The organism is Stutzerimonas stutzeri (assembly GCF_000590475.1).
GTDB lineage: Bacteria > Pseudomonadota > Gammaproteobacteria > Pseudomonadales > Pseudomonadaceae > Stutzerimonas > Stutzerimonas stutzeri_D.
In genome coordinates this window covers 1,042,455-1,063,373 of record NZ_CP007441.1, presented here as the reverse complement: position 1 = coordinate 1,063,373, position 20,919 = coordinate 1,042,455, and the positions used below count along the sequence as shown (strand labels likewise).

Here is a 20,919-nt window from a genome sequence, read left to right as displayed (position 1 = left end):
CGCGTCAGACGAGTGCGCTTTCGATCGCCTGAATCAAGGCCGGATCGTCTGGAGCTGTCCGCGGCGAGAAACGCGCCAGTACGCGGCCGTTCTTATCGACAAGAAATTTCTCGAAGTTCCAACTGATGTCCCCAGGGAAATCAGCGCCCTCGCCGGCCAGGAGGCGGTACAGAGGGTGCCGCTGTGGGCCGTTGACCTCGAGCTTGCTGCTCAACGGAAAGCTGATGCCATAGGTTTCGCTGCAGAACTGCAGGATCTGCGCATCGCTGCCCGGTTCTTGAGCTGCGAACTGATTGCAGGGAATACCCAGTACGCCGAAACCACGATCCTGATAACGCTCATGCAGCGCCTGCAAGCCGGCGTACTGTGGAGTCAACCCGCACTCGGATGCCACGTTGACCACCAGCGTCACCTGATGTTTCAGCGGCGCTAGGGGCAACTCCTGCCCAGCGAGGCCAGGTAGGACCAACTCGTGGAACGCGCTCATTCTCTCTTCTCCAGAGGGTAAAAAAGCGCTCCGGCATACCGAAGCGCTTCCATCGGTCGATCGCCTGGATCGAACCTTGCCGCTGCTCACTCGCCTGACGGCGAGCCGTCAGTGCTGGTGACCACCTTCGCCATGGACGTGACCATGGGCAATTTCTTCTTCGGTGGCGTCGCGTACATCGACGATCTTGACTTCGAAGTTCAGACGCTGCCCGGCCAGCGGATGATTACCGTCGACGATTACGTCGTCACCTTCGACATCACGAATAGTGACGATCTGCATGCCGCCGTCCGGACCGGATGCATGAAACTGCATACCGACTTCCAGTTCGTCGACACCTTCGAACATGGCGCGGTTGAGAGTGGCGACCAGCTCCGGGCTGTACTCGCCGTAAGCATCTTGCGGCTCGATGGCGACGTTTACTTCATCACCGCCCTGCTTACCTTCAAGCGCTTTTTCCAGACCGGAAATGATGTTACCTGCGCCGTGCAGGTAGACCAGCGGCGCGCCGCCAGCAGAGCTGTCGATCACCTCACCGGCGTCGTTGGTGAGCGTGTAGTCGATTGACACAGCCTTTTTAGCGGCAATCTGCATGAGGCGAAACCTTTGCTGGGGAATGTGATGCCAAAGTTTAACCGCCAGCAGCGTCGATTGCGAACCGAGCCCGGATAAACGGAAGCAGCAGCAGGCTTGACGAATATCCGTAGCCGTTGCCGCCGACCCCAGGCCACATACCACCTTTGGAGAACATCGGTTCGCCAACGCCTATGCCAGAATCCGCGCCGCACGCTAATTGATGTATTTCAATAATTAATACGCATCCGAGGAGCACCGATGTCGGCTCGAAACATCCTGGTGATTAACTGCGGCAGCTCGTCGATCAAGTTTGCACTGGTCAACGAAAGGCACGCGACCTTTCCCTTGCACGGCCTGGCCGAACGCCTCGGCAGCCCGGAAGCGGTGCTTCACTGGCAGCTGGGAGACGCCAAGCATAGCCGGGATATTCCCGGAGCCGATCATCGTGCGGCGTTGGAACAGCTGCTGCCTCTGGCTCAAGAAGCGGCAGGCGGCAAACTCGACGGCATCGGCCATCGGGTGGTGCATGGCGGAGAACATTTCACCGGTTCCAGCCTGATCGACGAAGACGTGCTCAGGGCGATCCGCGAGAGCGCTCAGTTGGCACCGCTGCACAATCCAGCCAATCTGGTCGGCATCGACGCTGCAATCGCACTTTTCCCAGGGCTGCCACAGGTGAGCGTATTCGATACGGCCTTCCACCAGAGCATGCCCGAGCACGCTTTCCGCTATGCCGTGCCGGAGTTTCTCTACAAGGAGCACAGTGTTCGCCGCTACGGCTTCCATGGCACCAGCCACAACTATGTCAGCAAGCGCGCTGCAGAACTGACCGGCCTGCCGGTGGACGACAGCTGCTGGTTGACCGCGCACTTGGGCAATGGCTGTTCGACCTGCGCCATCGTCAACGGCGAAAGCCGCGACACCAGCATGGGCCTGACGCCGCTGGAAGGGTTGGTAATGGGCACGCGCAGTGGTGATGTCGACCCCAATCTGCACAGCTACCTGAACCGGACCCTGGGCTGGAGCCTCGAGCAGATCGATCGCGTACTCAACCATGACAGTGGTCTGAAGGGCCTCTCCGGCCTGTCCAACGACATGCGCACCCTCTACGAAGCCCGCGTTGCCGGCCATCCGGGCGCCACACTGGCCTTCGAAGTCTTCTGCTATCGCCTGGCCAAGTCGTTGGCGAGCATGGCCTGCGCCCTGCCCAAACTCGACGGCCTGATCTTCACCGGCGGCATCGGCGAGAACTCGGCAGCCGCACGCAGCCGCACCCTGGAACACCTCAAGCTGTTCAACTTCAAGCTGGACGAAGACGCCAACGCACGCTGTACCCGTGGCGTCGGTGGCGAAATCCAGGCGCTGGGCAGCCCGCGGGTTCTGGTGGTGCCCACCAACGAGGAACGTCAGATCGCGCTGGATACCCTAGCGCTGCTTGACGCCTGACAACGCGCCGACACGGATTGCATTGCAAAATCCGGCGACCGTAAGGGGCGTCGGTTTTAGTCGATTCGACAGCGCCATCGCCCTTCGCTCGACAGGAGATCACCATGCATACGCTCTTCCTCGCCCCCTGTGGTTTTGGTGGCGGCCTCAATTCCGTCAGCCTTGGTCTGATCCGGGCACTCGAACGTGCCGGGTTGACGGTGGGCTTCTTCAAGCCCATCGCCCAGCCCTTTCCGCTCGACCAGGGCCGCGAGCGTTCCTGCGTACTGGTGGCAAACACCCTGAATATCGCTTCGCCTGAGCCACTGCCGTTGGAACAGGTGGAGCGTCAACTGGCCGATGGCGAGCTCGACCTCTTGCTCGAAGACGTGGTCAGCCGCTATCAGGAAGTAGCCGCTGGCAAGGACGTGGTGATCGTCGAGGGCATGGTGCCGACGCGGGAGTTCAACCACACCTCGCGGATCAACACCCACCTGGCCAAAAGCCTGGACGCGGAGGTTATTCTGATCGCCGCGCAAGGTAACGACACGCTCAAACGCATGGCCGAGCGCATCGAAATCCAGGCGCAGCTATTCGGTGGCGCCAGGGACCCAAAGGTGCTCGGCCTGGTGCTCAACAAGATCAAGAGCGACGACGGTGTGCCGGCATTCATCGATCGCCTGAAGGAGCAGCTACCACTGCTCGGCAGCCCGGACTTCCAGCTGCTCGGCGCCGTTCCCTACGCCGAACACCTGAACGCCATGCGTACTCTAGACATCGCCCGGCTGCTGGATGCCAAGGTGCTCCATGCCGGCGAAGCCGAACGGCGCCGCATCAGCAAGATCGTCCTCTGCGCCCGTGCCGTTCCCAACACCGTGCAGTTGCTCCAGCCGGGTGTACTGGTGGTCACACCCGGCGATCGCGACGACATCATCCTGGCCGCTAGCCTGGCGTCGCTCAATGGCGTCGAACTGGCGGGCCTGTTGCTGTGCAGCGATTTCGCCCCGGATCCGCGCATCCTCGATCTGTGCAAGGCTGCGCTCGATGGCGGTTTACCCGTGATGACCGTGCAGACTGGCTCCTACGACACGGCCACCAACCTGTTCGCGCTGAACAAGGAAACGCCGGCGGACGATATCGAGCGCGCCACCTTGGTGACCGATTTCATCGCCCAGCATCTGCAGCCCGAACTGCTGCATACGCGCCTCAGCGTACCGCGTAGCGAGTTGCGGCTGTCGCCCCCGGCGTTCCGCTATCAACTGGTCAAACGCGCCCAACAGGCGAACAAGCGCATCGTGCTGCCGGAAGGCAACGAGCCGCGCACCATCCGTGCCGCGGCGATCTGTCAGGAGCGCGGAATCGCCCGTTGCGTGCTCCTGGCAAAGCCCGAAGACGTTCAGGCGGTTGCCCGCGAGCAGGGCATCATGCTGCCGTCCGGCCTTGAAATTCTCGATCCCGAGCTGATCATCAACCAGTACGTCGAGCCCATGTGCGAGATGCGCAAGGCGAAGGGGCTGACAGCCGAGGACGCGCGTGGGCAGCTCCAGGACACCGTGGTGCTGGGTACCATGATGCTGGCGCTCGATGAAGTGGACGGCCTGGTTTCCGGTGCTGTGCATACCACCGCTAATACCATTCGCCCGGCGCTGCAGTTGATCAAAACCGCGCCGGGCTACAGTCTGGTGTCGTCGGTGTTCTTCATGCTGCTGCCGGACCAGGTGCTGGTCTATGGCGACTGCGCAGTGAACCCCAACCCGAGCGCTACCGAGCTCGCGGAAATCGCGCTGCAAAGCGCTGAATCCGCCGTCGCATTGGGCGTCAATCCGCGCGTGGCAATGATCAGTTATTCCACCGGCACCTCCGGCAGCGGCGCCGAGGTGGAGAAAGTCGCCGAAGCCACGCGCATCGCCCAAGAACGCGCACCCAACATGCCGATCGACGGCCCACTGCAGTACGACGCCGCTTCGGTTGCCAGTGTCGGCAAGCAGAAAGCGCCGAACAGCCTGGTTGCCGGCCAAGCGACAGTGTTCATCTTTCCCGACCTGAACACCGGTAACACCACCTACAAGGCGGTTCAGCGTAGCGCCAACGTAATCAGCGTCGGGCCCATGCTGCAAGGCCTGCGCAAACCGGTAAATGATCTGTCCCGCGGCGCACTGGTGGATGACATCGTATTCACCATCGCGCTCACCGCGCTGCAGGCCGACAGCCAGAAAGCCTGATTCGCTGACCCGACCTGCCCGGCTCGTCGCAGCTGGACAGGTCGTAACTCAACTTCACTGGGCGCATTCGCCTTGCAGTTCAGCGCGCAATCGGTACTCTTGCCGCCTCAATTGACGGGTATACGAGCCAATCGATGCTGAGTGTCCTTCCTGCTCCATTCCGGGGCGTCCTTGCTGGCCTGACGCTGGCGCTGAACACGCTGTTCTGGTGCTGGCCGCTTTTCGCCCTTTCGCTGCTCAAACTGGCGCTGCCGATCCCTCGCATCCAACGCGCGCTGCGCTTCGGAATGCACTGGATCGCCGAATCCTGGATGGCGGTCAATGGCTTCTGGATGGATCAGGTGCGGCGCACGCAATGGGACGTGCAAGGGCTGGAAAAGGTCGACATGCAGCACTCATATCTGGTCACCAGCAACCACCAGAGCTGGGCCGATATCCTGATGCTTCAGTACCAGTTGAACCGGCGCATGCCGATTCTGAAATTTTTCCTCAAGCAGGAGCTGATCTGGGTACCGGTCATTGGCCTGTGCTGGTGGGCGCTTGAGTTCCCCTTCATGAAGCGCTTTACCAAGGAGTACCTGACCAAGTATCCGGAAAAACGTGGCGAGGATCTGGCCACGACCCGCAAGGCTTGCGAGCGCTACCGGACCAATCCGGTTTCGGTATTCAACTTTCTCGAAGGCACACGCTTTACCCAGGACAAACACGACGAGCAGGCCTCGCCCTATCGCCATTTGCTCAAACCCAGGGCCGGCGGCGTCGCCTTCGTAATCGACGCCATGGGCGAGCAGCTGACTGCACTGGTCAACATCACCATCCACTATCCGGACGGTAATCCCAGCTTCTGGGATCTGCTCTGTGGCCGGATCGGACGGGTGGTGATGCGCATCGACTCTCAGCCCATTCCGCCCGAGTTCCTGCATCGCAGCTATGACCAGGACGAGCGCTATCGATTGAGCTTCCAGGAGTGGATCAACGAGCTGTGGAGTGACAAGGACGCCCTGCTCGAAACGCTGCACCGGCAATATCCGCCGAGTCGCTGACGGGCTAGCCCTGCACCTGATGATCCAGTTTCGCCCAGTCGACTATCCGGGGGAACTCCAATGCCTGCTCAACGGCCAATCCCGGCGCCACCAGAAACCCCTGCATCACCTGGCAACCGTTGGCGATGAGCCAATCGCGCTGGGCCAGGGTCTCGACCCCCTCGGCAATGACTTCAAGGCCCAAGTTACGCCCCAGGTCGATGATGGTGCTGACCACCGCGGCATCGCGGGGCGAGTCGAGCATATTTGCGATGAACAAGCGGTCGATCTTCAGCGTATCCAAATCGAAATGCCGCAAATAGGCCAGTGATGAATACCCCGTTCCGAAGTCGTCGACCGCCACCCTTACGCCCAATTCCCGCAGTTGCCGGAGCTTGTCGCAGCTCTGCTCCAGGTCCTGCATTAGCGCACCTTCAGTGACCTCCAGCTCCAGCTGGCGAGGATCGAGCTGAGACTCGTCGAGCAGACGACGCAATTCATCGATCAATCCAACCCGGCCGAACTGAACGGGGCTGACGTTGAAACTCAAGATCATCTGTTCGCCGAACCGTTCACGCCAGTCACGGCACTGCGCCAGACCCTCACGCAGCGCCCACTTGCCGACCCGATCGATCAGCCGGGTTTCTTCGAGCAGGGGAATGAACACGTTGGGTTCGACTTCACCACGGCCACTGTAATCCCAGCGCAGCAAGGCCTCGAACCCGCGCAGCTCGCCAGTTTCGAGCAGGATCTGGGGCTGATAGGCCAAAGCGAAGCCATTATGTTCGATGGTGCTGCGCAGGTTCTCTTCCATCATCAGGCGCGCATGGGCACGACCGTTCATTTCGCTGGAGAAGAAGCGATATTGCTGCCGCCCGTTGCGTTTGGCTTCATACATCGCCATATCTGCCGAGCGCAGCAACTCTTCGACGCTCTGGCCGCTATCCGGAAAATGCGCGATACCGATACTGGCACCGAGCGTCACGTCGGTTCCGCCGATGGTATGTCGAACCGAAATCAGTTCGATAAGCTTCTCCGCCACCTTGGCGGCGTCTTCCGGATGATCGAGAGAATCCAGCAATGCGGTGAACTCGTCGCCCCCCATGCGCGCGATGATGTCGTAGGGGCGCATGCAGGCTTCCAGTACCCGTGCCACGCGACAGAGGATCTCGTCGCCCGCATCGTGACCCAGCGAATCGTTGATGCGCTTGAAGCCGTCCAGGTCGATGTAGAGAATGGCCATGCGCTTGCCGTTCCGGTCAACCCTTGCCAAGGCCGAATCCAGCGCCTGGTGAAAGCCGCGGCGATTCAGCAGTCCGGTCAGCGAGTCGGTCACCGCCTGGGTTTCCAATTGCACGTGCAGATTGCGCACTACCGACATGTCCAGTGCGATTACCACCATCGACCGTTGCTGGCGGGGCAGCGGCGATGAAGACAAGGCCACCGGCAGCTTGCCGCCATTGGCGGTGTACAGCTGTGCTTCGTGCAGACGGAAGGTGTGGCCGCTACGCCACTGCTTGTAGAAGTCCGTGTCACGCCAGGCTTCGGGCATTTTCGGCGCGGCGAGATGATCGACCAATGCCGTACCCTGAAGGTCCTCGACGCTGCTATGCAGCATCTGCGCGATCGCCGGGTTGGCGAAGCTGATATAGCCATCTTCGCCAACCACCAGAATACCTTCAGCGGCATTATTCAGCACCGAGGCGTTGAAAGCCCGCGCGCTGTCGAGCTGTTGGGTCAGCAGTTGCAGGTCGCGCCGATTGTGCTCGTGGCTGAGCAGGGTATTGATCTTGTGTTTGAGCACCTGTGGATCGAAGGGTTTCAGGATGAAATCAACCGCTCCCGTCGCATAACCGCGCAACACCGACTCCCGAGTATGGGCGATGGCCGAGACGAAAATGATCGGCGTATAGCGCGTGTACGGGCTGCCTCGCATCAGTCGTGCGACTTCGAAGCCGTCCATGCCCGGCATCTGTACATCCAGCAGTACCAGTTCCACATCCAGGTCGAGCAGCGCCTGCAGCGCGGCCTCGCCGGAATTGACCGTATGTACCTGCCAGTCGCCATCGCCCAGCAATGCTTCCATCGCAACCAGATTCGCCTCGCGATCATCGACGACCAGCAGCGTCCGGGTACGAGGTTGAGATTTGGCTTGTACCCGCCCCATTACCTGGATCTCCTGCCCGCTGCATAGTTGACTCCGACCACGATGGCGTCGGCAACGACGCCATTCCGGGATGAACGATGCATCACATATTTCTCCTTCATGGGCTCTCGTCAGGGCGATCAGCCTGCTCTAGGCAACGCCGCAGCAGTTCGACCAACCCGGCGCTTTCGACCGGTTTGAACAGCACATCGTCCGCACCTGCGGCGACGCTCCGATCCTTGACGGTCGGATCGTCGCCAACCGCCAGTGCCACGATCGGCACCTGACAACCATAGTCGTTTCTGAGCTGTCGGATCAGTGCAGCCCCCCCATTGTCGGGCATACCCATGTCCACCAGCGCCAAGTCGAACGCGTCTTCATCGAATCGTTCAAGTGCCTCGGAGCGGCTCGTGGCCGGCACCACTTGCAGCCCCTGCTCATCGAGCATTGCGCTGATGGCGTAGATTGCTCGCACATCCGAATCCACCAGCAGCACTCGCTGACCCAGCAGAGGATGATCCACTTCATCCATGCCCGGCGCCGCCGACTCGACTGCGGCGGGCTTCAATGCATCTTCCATATGCTCCAGTTCCTCTGTTTTTGACAACGCAACCGATGAATAGCGCCGAAGCCGCTGCAGATTCTTTTCCGAAAGTGGCTCACGGCTGTTCAATATCACACGCACATCTTTCAGCGAGCGCAGGCGATCAAGCGCTTCGAGCAGATCCAAGCCATCTTCACCAGGCAGATCGAAATCGATGATCAGCACCGTGAATACGTGCTCCGCATAGGCCAGCCTGGCTTCCTCGCTGCGCCGGCACTCGGTGACCCGGTAGCCAAGGCGCTCGAAATGTTCGCGCAGCTGCGAGCGCCGTTCCGAGTCGGTTTCAACCAGAAGCAACCGCATCGACTTGGTTTCCTGGCGCGCCAGATCGATGAACAGACGTTCCAGTTCCGACTGTGCCACGGGCTTGAGCAGGTAGTGCGAACCGTCATCCGACCAGCCTTGCGGCTGCGGCACGCAAGAAATGATGTACACCGGCGTGTCTTGATGTCGGGGGTCGTCGCGCAGCATCCGATGAACCTGCCAACCGCAGATATCCGGCAGCAGGATGTCAAGAATGACTGCAGCGAAACGGTCCTGCTGGAGGGCTTCCAACCCCTCTTGCCCGGTACCGCAAACGACGCTGGGGAAACCGTGAGATTGACCAACCTCGGCCACCACCGACGCGAAATCGGCGTCGTCCTCGACAATTAACAGGCCGCCGCCCTGGACGCCCTGGCCGCCGCTCTGGCCGCGGTGCTGCGACGGCCGTAGCGTCCGAATCTCTGTGGTCGCGGCCAGCTTCAACGGCAGTTCGACCGTAAAACTGGAGCCCTGGCCCGGCGCACTCCTGAGACGGATCCCGCCGCCGAGCACTTCAGCCAGCTGCCGCGCGATGGCCAGGCCAAGCCCTGTACCGCCGTACTGCCGGCTGATCGACCCATCGATTTGCTGGAAGGCTTGAAAGATCCGTTCATGCTGATCTTCGGCAATACCAATACCGGTGTCGGTCACGCAGATCTGCAGCAGGTCTTCGCCGGCGGGAGTCTCGGCAGGTTTTTGCACGACGTGGATGTCCACGGAGCCCTGCTCGGTGAACTTCAATGCATTAGTAATGAGGTTGCGCAGGATCTGATGCAGGCGGGCGCGGTCGCTGATGATCGAGACCGGGACATCCGGATCGATTCGAGAGGTGAGAGACAACCCATTCTGCTCGGCCATCGGCTCAAGTCCAGCCACCGACTCAGCCAACAACTCGGCCAGGTTGAGCGGCTCCGGCTTGATCTGCATGTGGCCGGCCTCGATCTTGGCCAGGTCAAGTACATCATTGATCAGTTGCAGCAGATCATGTCCGGCACGATTAATGATATCGGCATGCCGCACCTGCTTCTCGGTCAGGTTGCTCGCGGCGTTCTGCCTCAGCTGATCACTGAGGATAAGGATGCTATTGAGCGGCGTGCGCAGCTCGTGGGACATGTTGGCGAGGAATTCGGACTTATAGCGGTTGGCGACAATCAACTCGTTGGCCTGATCACGCAGGCGCCGCTCGGCTGCCTTGCGGTGGCCGATATCGATCACCACAGCCTGCACCAGCTGTTCCTCGCCGCTGCGCAGCGGAGACAGGCCAATCTCTACAGGCAGCAGGTGGCCATCCCGATGCCGGCCGAACAATTCACGGTTTTCACCCAGACGGCGTGACTCGCCTTCCTGCTCGAAACGGTAGCGCACCTCATGGTAGATCTTGCGCATCGACTCGGGAATCAGCAGCTCGACCGGTTGGCCCATCAGCTCTTGCCGGCTGTAGCCGAACAGCAGTTCGGTCTGCCGGTTGACCATTACGATCCGACCCTCGTGATCGAACAGCAGAAAGGCGTTCGGCGACGCTTCGACTACATTGCGAAACCGCTCTTCGTCACGCTTGCGCTGCTGGAGATCAACCAGGTTGAGCAGATGGTAAATGGCCTCATCCCGCCTGAAGCTGGTCAGGCTAAGTGAAACAGGTATGGGCGCGCCGTCCTCGCGTATCGCCTGGCTCTCCTGATGACTGGCTTCCAGCTGCGACCCGCCTGCAGAATCAACCAGCGCGCCGGGAACGTAACGGTTGAGGCGCTCGCCCGCGAGCAGGCCGGCGCTGCTCCCCAGCAGCGCCGCGGCGCTTTGGTTGGCCAATTCTATTCGACCCTGGTCGTTGCACAGCAAGGTTGCCACCGGCAACTGCTCGATCAGCTGACGAAACCACGCCTCGCGCTCCTGAAGCTGCGCACCTAACGCCTGACTGCTGCGCAGCGCGCGTTCGCGCAGATACAGGTAGCCGCCGATCAGCAGAGAAAACAGCACCGCCGCGGTCATGGCCGCCGCCAGGTTGAAGGCTCCGCTGCTTCTGTTCAGGATGGCTTCGTATTCCGGCGTGCTGCCGACCTCTAGCTGCCAACTGCGCCCGTACATATAGATATTGCGGGTACGATGGAAGCGTGCATCGCTACTCACCGGCGCTCGTCCCACCAACAGCGGTTGGTTTGGCACGGCGGCATCGAACAGCTGCAGCTGGAACAGCTTGCTGCGCGAGCCCAGCACACCTTCCATCAGATCGGTCAGCCGAAAAGCCCCGTGCAACGTGCCAGCAAAGGCGGCCTGGCGTTCTTCCAATGTCGTGACGGAAGCACCGACCCGGTACAGCGGAAGGTAAAGCAGGATGCCCACCTGCGCGTTCTGTTCGGTTTCCTGCTTGAGTCGCAGCGGACCTGTGAGCATCGGCGTGCCGATGTTGCGTGCAGCCGTGATGGCCTCTCGACGGGTCTCTTCACTTAACATGTCGAAGCCCAGTACTCGACGATTACGCCAATCGATCGGATGTATGAAATCCGTGATCAGGTACTCGTCACGCTCTCCGGCTGGGTACATGCGAAAATTGCTACGGCCCTCTTCGCGCATTTGCGTGAGCAGCGCGTCCAGGTTTTCGGCACGTACGTATCGCGCCAGGGCGATCGCCTGGATGCCGGGGTAGAAATCCTGGAGCTGAAGCTGATCAGACGCCCGGTTCCAGTCGTCCAGACTGACGGTATCGCTACCGACGAAAAGACCGGCCAGGCCACGCATGACCATCTCATACGCGCGCATGCGCTCACGCAGATTGCTCTCGACGTCATTGACCGCCAGGTTGAATCGCTGCGCCTGCTCCGCGCGGATTCGTGCTTCCTGTACTTGCCACTGCCAGACGACCCATCCTCCAAGCCCGGCCATCAAGGCCAGCGTCACGACCAATGGCAGCCAAGGCTTACGAGAATGGAGAGCAGAACGATCATCCATTCGACCTCCTCATTGCCACCACATGGCTCGTTTGTCACCAGCTTCAGAGTCGTGGGTTACCGAGAGGTTCAATAGGAGATAAAGAAAAGTGGTAAAACTGACGTCACTTAAATGGCGAGCCGTTGCGACTCGCCTATTGAAATGGCCTACAGCGGACGCAAATTGATTTCCACACGCCGATTCTGCGCGCGACCGGAGGCAGTATCGTTGCTGGCGATCGGTTGGCTCGGGCCGGCCCCAAAGGATGAGATTCGCGAAGCAGCTACGCCGTTACCTTCCAGATAGGCCGCAACGCTACGTGCACGTCGGTTGGACAGGTCCTGATTGAGCTGTTGCGAGCCCGTGCTGTCGGTATGACCGACGATGTCGATGCCGTTCTTGTTGAATTCCTTGAACACCTGAACTAACGAATTCAGGGTCGGATAGAAGCTGCTGGAAATATCCGCCGAGTTGCTGGGAAAAGTGATGTTGCCCGGCATGATCAGTGTCAGGTTGTCGCCCTCGCGTTGGACCTGAACGCCGGTGCCCTGCAGCGTCTGACGCAGCTTGGCTTCCTGGGTGTCGACATAATAGCCATAGCCGCCGCCTGCGGCTCCACCGACCGCCGCACCGATCAGTGCGCCTTTGGCTCGGTCCTTCTTGCTGGAGGTAGCGGCGCCGATCACTGCGCCGCTGACCGCGCCGATGCCACCGTAGATGCCCGCCTTGCCCGCTTCTCGTTCGCCGGTGTAGGGGTTGTTGGTACAGCCGGCCAGCAGTGCGATGGTGGCGGCGAATGCGGTCAGGTTGCTGAGTTTTTTCATGGTGACTTCCTTCATCTGCGGAACGCCAACCTGTCGGAGATATCCACCCACAGGCTGAAATGCGCCGCTAGGTTAACACTCAGCCAGTGGCAGAACCGGAACGTGCCGACGAACCTCGTGACAACTCACGCACGGACAAAAGGGTTCTCTCGCATTTCATCCCCCAACCGTGTTAGCGGTCCGTGACCTGTGATGACGGTCGCGTCCTCATCAAGCCGGTACAGCCGCTGTCTGATCGATCGTTCGATGGTGGCATAATCGCCACCCCAGAGATCGGTACGGCCGATTCCGCGGCGAAACAGGGTATCTCCGGCGACCAGCAACTTCGCCTCGGGAAACCAGAAGCACATCGAGCCCGGCGTATGACCTGGCGTGTGAAGTGCGACGCCACAGCCGCAGGCCAGCGCCTGATCGTCGACCAACCAGACATCCGGGGCCGGCACGGGCGTATAGGGCACGCCGAACAGGCGACATTGCAGCTCAAGACTGTCCCAGAGGAACTGATCGTCCTTGTGCAGGTGCAAGGTGGCGCCGGTCCGCTCCTTGATCTGCCCGGACGCCAGGAAATGATCCAGATGCGCATGGGTGTGAATGACATTGACAACCTTCAGTCCCAGAGCATCGATCCGCGCGACGATCACATCCGGATCGCCGCCCGGGTCCACCACGATGGCCCGACCCGTCAGCGAATCGCCAATGATCGTGCAATTACATTGCAGCGGACCGACCGGAAACGTTTCACTGATCAACGTATGGCCTGCGTCTAACACCTTGACTCCTCAGGTAGACCGAATTTTTTTCGCAAAACAGCCACTACTAACCTATACGGCACGCGCAGACGTGTCATCCAGACGGAGAGCCGAGCCATCGACATAGCGGATCTGCAGCGCATCTTCGATGCCCTGCCTGGAATCGTCCTCGTGGTTGCCAACGATGCCGACTACACCATGGTCGCCGCCAGCCAGGAGCGCTTGCGAGCCACCATGACGCGCCGTGAAGAGATCATTGGCCGCCCCCTGTTCGAGGTCTATCACGATGGTGACACCTCGGTGCCGATGTCCGCCGGTATCAATCTGCTGCGCACATCACTGGCCGAGGTCGCACGCACGGGGCGCGTTCAGCATCTGAAAACGGTCGGCTATCCACTGCGGCGCCCACATGCCGAGGGCGGTGGTGACGAAAATCGCTACTGGGATGTGGTCAATGTGCCGGTGCTGGACGAGCAAGGCCAAGTCAGCTACATCATCCACCAGGCAGAAGACGTGACCGAAAGCCTGCTCGAGCAGGAGTCTGCGGCGCTACGCCTGCGCGAGAGCGACGAGCGCTTGAACGCTGCGCTACTGGCTTCTGGCACCGGCACCTTCTATTGGGACCTGCGCAACAACCGCCTGGACATGGATCTGCCCATGCAGCGGTTGTTCGGCCTGGAGGGGTTGACCTCGGGCTGGCTCGACGACCTTCTCGACATGATCCATCCGGACGATCGGAACAGCATTGCCCAGCAGTGCGAGCGCTGTGCGCGCTATGGCGACGACTTCGAGATGCAATTCAGAGTCAGGCTGCCAGAGGGCAACGAACGCTGGATATTCGACAAGGGCCAGACGTTTACCGATGCCAACGGCAGGCCATCGTACATGGTGGGTGCCTGTCTCGACATTACCCAGCACAAGCGTACCGAACAGGCGCTGCATCGCCTCAACGAAACCCTCGAGCAGCGCGTCAATGCCGAAGTCGCGGCTCGCGCCAGGACCGAGGCGGCGCTGCGTCAGTCGCAGAAGATGGAGGCGGTCGGCCAGCTGACTGGCGGCCTGGCGCATGATTTCAACAACCTCCTGGCGGGCGTGATCGGCTCGCTGGAGCTGTTATCGATTCGCCTGGACCAGGGTCGCACCGATGATCTGCTGCGTTACATCCGCAGCGCACTGACCTCCGCCACTCGGGCGACTGCCCTCACCCATCGCCTGTTGGCCTTTTCACGCCGGCAAACGCTCGACCCCAGCCCCACCGATCTCAACACGCTGATAGAAGGCATGATGGAGCTGCTGCAGCGCACCATCGGGCCGATGGTGAGCTACTCGACGCATTTGTCGGACGGACTCTGGCTGACCCTCTGCGACACCAACCAGCTGGAAAACGCACTGCTGAACCTGACCATCAACGCTCGCGATGCGATGCCTGATGGCGGGCAGCTGACGTTGGTCAGCGAGAACCTGCGCCTGGACGAGCCGCTCGCCCAGGAAATCGGCCTGCAATCCGGGGAGTATGTCGCGCTCGGCGTCCGTGATACCGGCGTCGGTATTCCGCCGGAGAAGCTCGGCTACGTCTTCGATCCGTTCTACACCACCAAACCCCTGGGAGAGGGTACGGGGCTCGGCTTATCCATGGTCTACGGCTTCGCCAAGCAATCGGGCGGCGGCGTGCGTATCGAGAGCACGGTGGGCGAAGGGACCAGCGTCTGGATCTACTTGCCCCGCCACCACGGCCAGTCTGCCAGCCTGCATGCTCCGTCCACTACGGACTTGGCACCCGCTTCGGTCGAGGGGCGCACTGTTCTGGTGGTGGATGACGAGCCCAACGTCCGTATGCTGGTGACAGAGGTGCTGCAGGAAATGGGGCTGAACACCCTGGAGGCCGCCGAAGGCCCCAGCGGCCTGCGCATTCTCGACAGCGACGCACACCTGGACCTGTTGATATCGGATATTGGATTGCCCGGCGGCATGAACGGACGACAACTCGCCGATGCCGCTCGGGAAAAGCGGCCTTCCTTGCGCGTGCTGTTCATTACCGGATACGCCGAGAGCTCGGTGCTACAGCGAAGCAACGCCACGTACGATTACGAGGTCCTGACCAAGCCGTTCAGCATCTCGAATCTCGAAGACAAAGTTCGCAGCATGCTGGAGCCCGGTCAGGAGCCAGACGACGCCTAACTCCGTTCCCGTCTCGTTGCTAGATCGAGGAGATGGCGTGACTGCCTTCTTCCAGCCAGCGCGCGATGTCGACCCGGATACGCTTCTTGTCCAGCTTGCCGACACTGGTCTTGGGAATGTCACCGACCACCGCAATCTGCTGCGGAATTGCCCACTTGTTGATCTGCCCCTGCTCCACTGCCGGCTCGAGAAAGCTCTGTAGCGTCCGCGCATCGAGCTGTTTGTCCTCGCACAGCACAACCAGCGCGAATGGACGTTCGCCCCAGCGCTCGTCAGGCACACCCACCACCGCCACGTCACGCACCGCCTCGTGACGGCTGATCAAACCTTCAATCGCCAGCGAGGAAACCCACTCGCCTCCGGTCTTGATGACATCCTTGATGCGATCGCGAATGTCGATGTTGCCCATCTCGTCGACGGTCGCGACGTCGCCGGTATGCAGCCATCCGCCAGCCCATAGTTCTTCGCTCTTTTCCGGATTGCCGGCATAGCCTTGGGTCAGCCAGGGCGCGCGAAGCACCAACTCGCCCTGGGATACGCCGTCGGCTGGTAGGAAACTGCCGTCCGGCGCCTGAATTGCGGCATCGACCAGCACCACCGGCACCCCAGCTTTGAGTCGATAGCTGCTCTGCTCGTCCTCGCTGGCCTCGCGCAGCTCATCATTGATATGGGCACCGGAAATCAGCGGACAGGTTTCCGACATGCCATAGGCGGCCACCAATTGCATGCCGCAGGTCCGGGCCGATTCGTAGAGGCCGCGGGTCAGCGCGCTACCGCCGATGGTGATCTTCCAGCCGTTGAAATCCGTGCCCTTCGCCGCCTTGGCGTTGAGCAGCATCTGGACGATAGTCGGCACGCAATGCGAGAAGGTCACCTTCTCCTTGCGCCACAGTTCGATCAACAATTCCGGGTCGTAGCGCCCCGGATAAACCTGCTTGAGGCCCATCATCGTCGCCACGTACGGCAACCCCCAGGCATGCACATGAAACATCGGCGTGATTGGCATGTAGACGTCATCCGCCGCCATCAGCTGGGGATTCTCGCGACAACCGACCGTTATCGCTCCGGCAAGGGTATGAAGGACCAGCTGCCGATGGGTGAAATAAACGCCCTTGGGATCTCCGGTGGTGCCGGTGGTGTAGAACGTCGTCGCCACCGAGTTTTCATCGAAGTCTGGGAAATCGTAGTGCGGCTGCGCCGCGGCGAGCAGGCTTTCATACTCACCCACGCAGTTGGGCAGGTCACAGTTCTTGTCATCGGCGTCGGTAATCAGCAGCGTTTTATCGACCGTGGCGAGCTGCCCGGCAATCGCCTGATACAGGGGGGCGAATTCGCTGTTGACCAGAACGAAGCGATCCTCGGCATGATTCATGGTGTAGAGAATCTGCTCGGGAGACAGCCGCACGTTGATGGTATGAACCACCGCGCCAATCATCGGGATCGCGAACATGCATTCGAGGTAGCGATGACTGTCCCAATCCATGACCGCCACGGTGTCACCCGCCTTGACCCCAGCGGCGGTCAGTACGTTGGCGAGCCGGGCAATGCGTTGATTGAGAATGCGATAGTCAAAACGCACCTGATCACGGTAGACAATCTCACGCGTGCGCTCATAACGCTGGCCCGACAACAGCAGGCGCTTGATCAACAGGGGATACTGGTAGGCATTCGCGGCGGGTTTGATCACTCGGGTCTGCAACATAGGGCTTCCTGTTATTGATGTTATGAGAGGCACGCTGGACACGGCGTCGGATGTTCGGTGCGCAAGCCTCGCGCAACGTTCCAAGTCGGCAGTCAACCCGGCTGTCGTTCAATGCGTCGAGACCCGCTGTGTAACAGCCGATTGCATGGCCCGGCGATCAGGTGATCTCGCTTGCCGCCAAACGCACACCGAGGCCGATCAGCACCGCGCCAGTGACCCGGTCGAACCAATGCCCCATGCGCGCGAAGCCTGCCCGCACTCGCTCGCGGCTGAACAACCAGGCCACCAGGCAGAACCACAGGCCGGTAGCGAACGCCAGATATAACCCATAGCCCGCCTGAACGGCGAGTGGGGTATGGGGGTCGATAACAACTGTGAATAGCGACAGAAAAAATAACGTAGCCTTGGGATTCAGGCCGTTGGTGACGAAACCCACCGTAAAGGCATGTCTGCGAGATTGCGCCTCGCCAGCGCCGGAGGGTGGCAGATCGCCAGCCGCAACGGGCTTGGCGCGCAGAGCCTGGATACCGAGATAGAACAGATAACCGGCTGCCAGCCACTTGAATAGGTTGAACAGCACGATCGACTGCGAGACGATCAGGCCGATACCAAGCAACGAATAACCCACGTGTAGCAAAATACCGCTGCCCACCCCGATAGCCGTCCAGCTGCCGCTGTGCTGACCGCGGGACACGCTTTCACGTACGACCACTGCAAAGTCCGGCCCGGGACTGGCCACTGCAAGCAGATGAACCAGCGCCACAGTGAGAAACTCCATCCAATACATCTAGCGACTCCGCTATTTCCGGGGCGGGATATCCGCCCGTTGATTCATACGAGTAAAGTCCATGAGCAATCGCCGCGCTGTATTCCTCGATCTATCCCCACTCGACCAGGGCGACCTGGACCTGGCTGCGCTGCGGTCAGCCTTCGATGAACTGAACTGCCATGCGCAGACCAGCGACGCGCAGATCATCGAACGGCTGCAGGGCGCCCAAGTTGCCATCGTAAACAAGGTGGCGCTAAACGAAGCAGTGCTCGCCGCCTGCCCGGACCTCAAGCTGATCCTCGTTGCCGCGACCGGCGTCAACAACATTGATCTGGCCGCCGCCAAACAGCGTGGCATCGCAGTCTGCAACTGCCAAGCCTACGGCACCGCCACCGTGGCCCAGCACACGTTGATGCTGCTGCTCGCGCTGGCCACGCGGCTACCCGATTACCAAGGCGCCGTAGCCCGTGGCCGCTGGCAGGAAAGCGGTCAATTCTGTCTGCTGGACTTCCCCATTGTCGAATTGGCCGGCAAGACCCTCGGCGTGCTCGGTCACGGCGAGCTGGGTAGCGCCGTGGCCAGATTGGCCGAGGCGCTGGGCATGCGCGTGCTGACCGGCAACCTGCCCGGTCGCCCGGCGCGCGCCGACCGCCTGGAGCTCGACGAACTACTGCCGCAGATCGACGCCCTGACGCTGCACTGCCCGCTGACCGAGCAGACACGCAACCTCATCGGAGCACGCGAATTGCAATTGATGAAGCCCACGGCATTCATCATCAACACCGCCCGTGGCGGCCTGATTGATGAGCAGGCGCTGGCCGACACACTGCGCAGCGGGCACCTGGGCGGCGCCGCCACCGATGTGCTTACCAGCGAGCCACCCAGCAACGACAACCCGCTGCTGGCTGCGGACGTGCCGCGCCTGATCGTGACGCCACACAGCGCCTGGGGCAGCCGCGAGGCACGGCAGCGCATCGTTGATCAGATGTGTGAAAACGCCGAGGCGTTTTTCGCCGGCGCGCCAAAGCGCCAGGTCGGCTGACGCTTCTGCTGCCAGGGACAAGGCTGCTAAGCTCGCCAGCTTTTGTCCGGAGGCATCATGGACCCCCGAAGCGAAGTACTGCTGCGTCAGGCCGAACTCTTCAGCGGCGAGCTGTTGCTTGCCGGGCTACCGGCCGACGACCTGCTCGGCCAGCTACCCGGAGCCATCGGCTGGAGCTGGCACGCAGGTGAACAGCTGCTGCTGCAGACTCGCTTCGCCGGGCGCTGCACATTCGGTGTCGAGCCGCCATCGGCCGCGTTCGACGCTGCCGTGCTGTTTCTGCCCAAGTCACGCGAGCTGACCGATTACTTGCTGAACGCGTTGGCGGCGCGGTTACCGGGACGTTTGCTGTATCTGGTCGGAGAAAAGCGCGCAGGCGTCGAGCGCGCCGCCAGACAGCTGGCGCCGTTCGGCGAGGCGCGCAAGCTCGACAGCGCTCGACATTGTCAGCTGTGGCAGGTCAGGGTGACGAACAGTCCGGCAGCGCCCGAGCTGAAAGCCCTCGCGCAGCGCTTCGAACTCGACCTGGCTGACGGCCCGCTGCAGGTCGTCAGCCTGCCCGGCGTGTTCAGCCATGGCCGGCTTGATCGCGGCACCGCGCTCCTGCTGGAGCGGCTCGACGATCTGCCGATCGGCCGGCTGCTGGATTTCGGCTGCGGTGCCGGGATCATCGGTGCGTCACTGAAAAGACGGTATCCGCAAAGCGAAGTGGTACTACTGGACGTCGACGCTTTTGCGGTCCAGAGCAGCCGGATGACGCTGGAAGCCAATCAGTTACAGGCGCACGTGATTGCCGGCGATGGGATTGACGCGGCACCGGACGACTGCGCTGCGATCATCAGCAACCCGCCGTTCCATCAGGGTGTGCATACCCACTACGCCGCCAGCGAAACACTGCTGCAACGTGCCGCCAGTCATCTGCGACCCAACGGCGAGTTGCGCCTGGTAGCCAATGCCTTCCTCAAGTATCCGCCATTGATCGAGGCCCATCTGGGCCGTTGCGAAACGCTGATCAATGCGGACGGCTTTCGCATCTACCGCGCACAGCGCGCCTGATCGACTTGCACTACACGCCGCGCTTGGGCAAACTCGCGCCCGTCCTGGGGGAGTAGTCTCCGGCGAGCGCCCTGCTCGCCTGGCATGCGTCAACATACTTGGTCCACAGACCATGGCGCATGCGACCCGCGCGGCCTGCTTACGCAGCCTCGCCTGGTTTGACAAGACCCATGACACGCACACCTGACCCGGGGCGGGCAGGCGGTGCGTGTCATGGTGATTTCGTCGACCCGCCCTCGCAAGGAAGTTCGCTTGGAATCCTTCTACATCCCCACCCTGATCGTTGCCCTGGCCGAGATCGGCGACAAGACGCAGCTGCTCGCCCTGCTGCTTGCGGCCCGCTATCGGCGTCCGCTGCCGATAATCTGGGGCATCGTCATCGCCACGCTGGCCAACCATACCGCAGCCGGGGCCGTGGGCAGCTGGGTTTCATCGCTGGTCTCACCCACCATCCTCAGCTGGGTTCTGGCAGCATCCTTTGCCGCCGTGGCACTGTGGACGCTGGTACCGGACAAACTCGAGGAAGACGAAGCCTCGCGCGGTCGGCGCTTCGGCCCATTCGTCGCAACCCTGATCGCCTTCTTCCTCGCCGAGATGGGTGACAAGACCCAGGTCGCGACGGTCGTGCTGGCCGCGCAGTACCCTAATTTCATCTTGGTAATTATTGGCACCACGCTCGGCATGCTGATCGCCAACGTGCCGGTAGTACTGGCTGGAAATTTCGCGGCCGATCGCATGCCGCTCACCCTGATCCGCCGTGTTGCCGCCGTCGGCTTCGCCGCGTTGGCGTTGTATGCCGTCTATCAGGCCCTAACCTTGAGCGGCACGCTTCCAGTCTGATACGCAGCGCAAATTGCCATGTGGCCGGTGCTGTTAGAGTGCGCCTTCACCG

15 protein-coding genes and 1 riboswitch are annotated in these 20,919 nt (G+C 61.2%); of the genes, 7 read left to right on the top strand and 8 right to left on the bottom strand.

Annotated features, from left to right (window positions below):
• Positions 1–4: 4 nt before the first annotated feature.
• Both CH92_RS04860 and CH92_RS04855 read right to left on the bottom strand, forming a co-directional pair.
• Complete coding sequence (locus CH92_RS04860; RefSeq protein WP_025240653.1) at positions 5–487, bottom strand: glutathione peroxidase; 483 nt, start codon at positions 485–487, stop codon at positions 5–7.
• 108 nt (positions 488–595) lie between these two features.
• The gene (locus CH92_RS04855; RefSeq protein ID WP_025240652.1) at positions 596–1,081 is read right to left on the bottom strand and encodes an FKBP-type peptidyl-prolyl cis-trans isomerase; all 486 of its coding nucleotides are present in this window, start codon (positions 1,079–1,081) and stop codon (positions 596–598) included.
• A gap of 240 nt (positions 1,082–1,321) precedes the next feature.
• Here CH92_RS04855 and CH92_RS04850 point away from each other — a divergent pair, with 240 nt between their 5' ends.
• The 3 genes from CH92_RS04850 to CH92_RS04840 all read left to right on the top strand — a co-directional run bounded on the left by CH92_RS04850 (position 1,322) and on the right by CH92_RS04840 (position 5,753).
• On the top strand, positions 1,322–2,509 hold the full coding sequence (locus CH92_RS04850; RefSeq protein ID WP_025240651.1) for an acetate kinase: 1,188 nt from the start codon (positions 1,322–1,324) through the stop codon (positions 2,507–2,509).
• A gap of 104 nt (positions 2,510–2,613) precedes the next feature.
• On the top strand, positions 2,614–4,710 hold the full coding sequence (gene pta, locus CH92_RS04845; RefSeq protein ID WP_025240650.1) for a phosphate acetyltransferase: 2,097 nt from the start codon (positions 2,614–2,616) through the stop codon (positions 4,708–4,710).
• Positions 4,711–4,844: 134 nt separating this feature from the next.
• A complete protein-coding gene (locus CH92_RS04840; RefSeq protein WP_025240649.1) occupies positions 4,845–5,753 on the top strand; it encodes an acyltransferase in 909 nt (302 codons plus the stop codon).
• Positions 5,754–5,757: 4 nt separating this feature from the next.
• Here CH92_RS04840 and CH92_RS04835 read toward each other — a convergent pair whose 3' ends face one another.
• From CH92_RS04835 to CH92_RS04820, 4 genes are all read right to left on the bottom strand, one after another.
• Positions 5,758–7,899 carry a putative bifunctional diguanylate cyclase/phosphodiesterase gene (locus tag CH92_RS04835; protein ID WP_025240648.1) on the bottom strand — a complete coding sequence of 714 codons (2,142 nt, stop codon included), beginning with the start codon at positions 7,897–7,899 and terminating at the stop codon, positions 5,758–5,760.
• 97 nt (positions 7,900–7,996) lie between these two features.
• Positions 7,997–11,728 (bottom strand): CHASE domain-containing protein, encoded by a 3,732-nt coding sequence (locus CH92_RS04830; RefSeq protein ID WP_025240647.1) that lies wholly within the window; start codon positions 11,726–11,728, stop codon positions 7,997–7,999.
• Positions 11,729–11,874: 146 nt separating this feature from the next.
• Complete coding sequence (locus CH92_RS04825) at positions 11,875–12,531, bottom strand: OmpA family protein (RefSeq protein WP_025240646.1); 657 nt, start codon at positions 12,529–12,531, stop codon at positions 11,875–11,877.
• Between the two features lie 125 nt (positions 12,532–12,656).
• Positions 12,657–13,301, bottom strand: a complete 645-nt coding sequence (locus CH92_RS04820; protein WP_025240645.1) for an MBL fold metallo-hydrolase — start codon at positions 13,299–13,301, stop codon at positions 12,657–12,659.
• Positions 13,302–13,451: 150 nt separating this feature from the next.
• Here CH92_RS04820 and CH92_RS04815 point away from each other — a divergent pair, with 150 nt between their 5' ends.
• Positions 13,452–15,458, top strand: coding sequence for an ATP-binding protein (locus tag CH92_RS04815; protein ID WP_336434111.1), 2,007 nt, complete (start codon positions 13,452–13,454; stop codon positions 15,456–15,458).
• Positions 15,459–15,477: 19 nt separating this feature from the next.
• Here the strand turns inward: CH92_RS04815 and CH92_RS04810 are convergent, their stop codons facing one another.
• Both CH92_RS04810 and CH92_RS04805 read right to left on the bottom strand, forming a co-directional pair.
• Positions 15,478–17,160, bottom strand: a complete 1,683-nt coding sequence (locus CH92_RS04810; protein WP_025240643.1) for a fatty acid--CoA ligase — start codon at positions 17,158–17,160, stop codon at positions 15,478–15,480.
• A gap of 157 nt (positions 17,161–17,317) precedes the next feature.
• The gene (locus CH92_RS04805) at positions 17,318–17,947 is read right to left on the bottom strand and encodes a LysE family transporter (RefSeq protein ID WP_025240642.1); all 630 of its coding nucleotides are present in this window, start codon (positions 17,945–17,947) and stop codon (positions 17,318–17,320) included.
• Positions 17,948–18,008: 61 nt separating this feature from the next.
• Here CH92_RS04805 and CH92_RS04800 point away from each other — a divergent pair, with 61 nt between their 5' ends.
• The 3 genes from CH92_RS04800 (at position 18,009) to CH92_RS04790 (ending at position 20,867) form a co-directional block, all read left to right on the top strand.
• On the top strand, positions 18,009–18,971 hold the full coding sequence (locus CH92_RS04800; protein ID WP_025240641.1) for a 2-hydroxyacid dehydrogenase: 963 nt from the start codon (positions 18,009–18,011) through the stop codon (positions 18,969–18,971).
• A gap of 57 nt (positions 18,972–19,028) precedes the next feature.
• Entirely contained in the window at positions 19,029–20,027 is a 999-nt protein-coding gene (locus tag CH92_RS04795) for a class I SAM-dependent methyltransferase (protein WP_025240640.1), read from the top strand.
• Between the two features lie 28 nt (positions 20,028–20,055).
• A riboswitch (yybP-ykoY riboswitch) is annotated at positions 20,056–20,261 on the top strand.
• A gap of 18 nt (positions 20,262–20,279) precedes the next feature.
• Positions 20,280–20,867, top strand: a complete 588-nt coding sequence (locus CH92_RS04790) for a TMEM165/GDT1 family protein (RefSeq protein WP_025240639.1) — start codon at positions 20,280–20,282, stop codon at positions 20,865–20,867.
• The last annotated feature ends 52 nt before the right edge of the window (positions 20,868–20,919 follow it).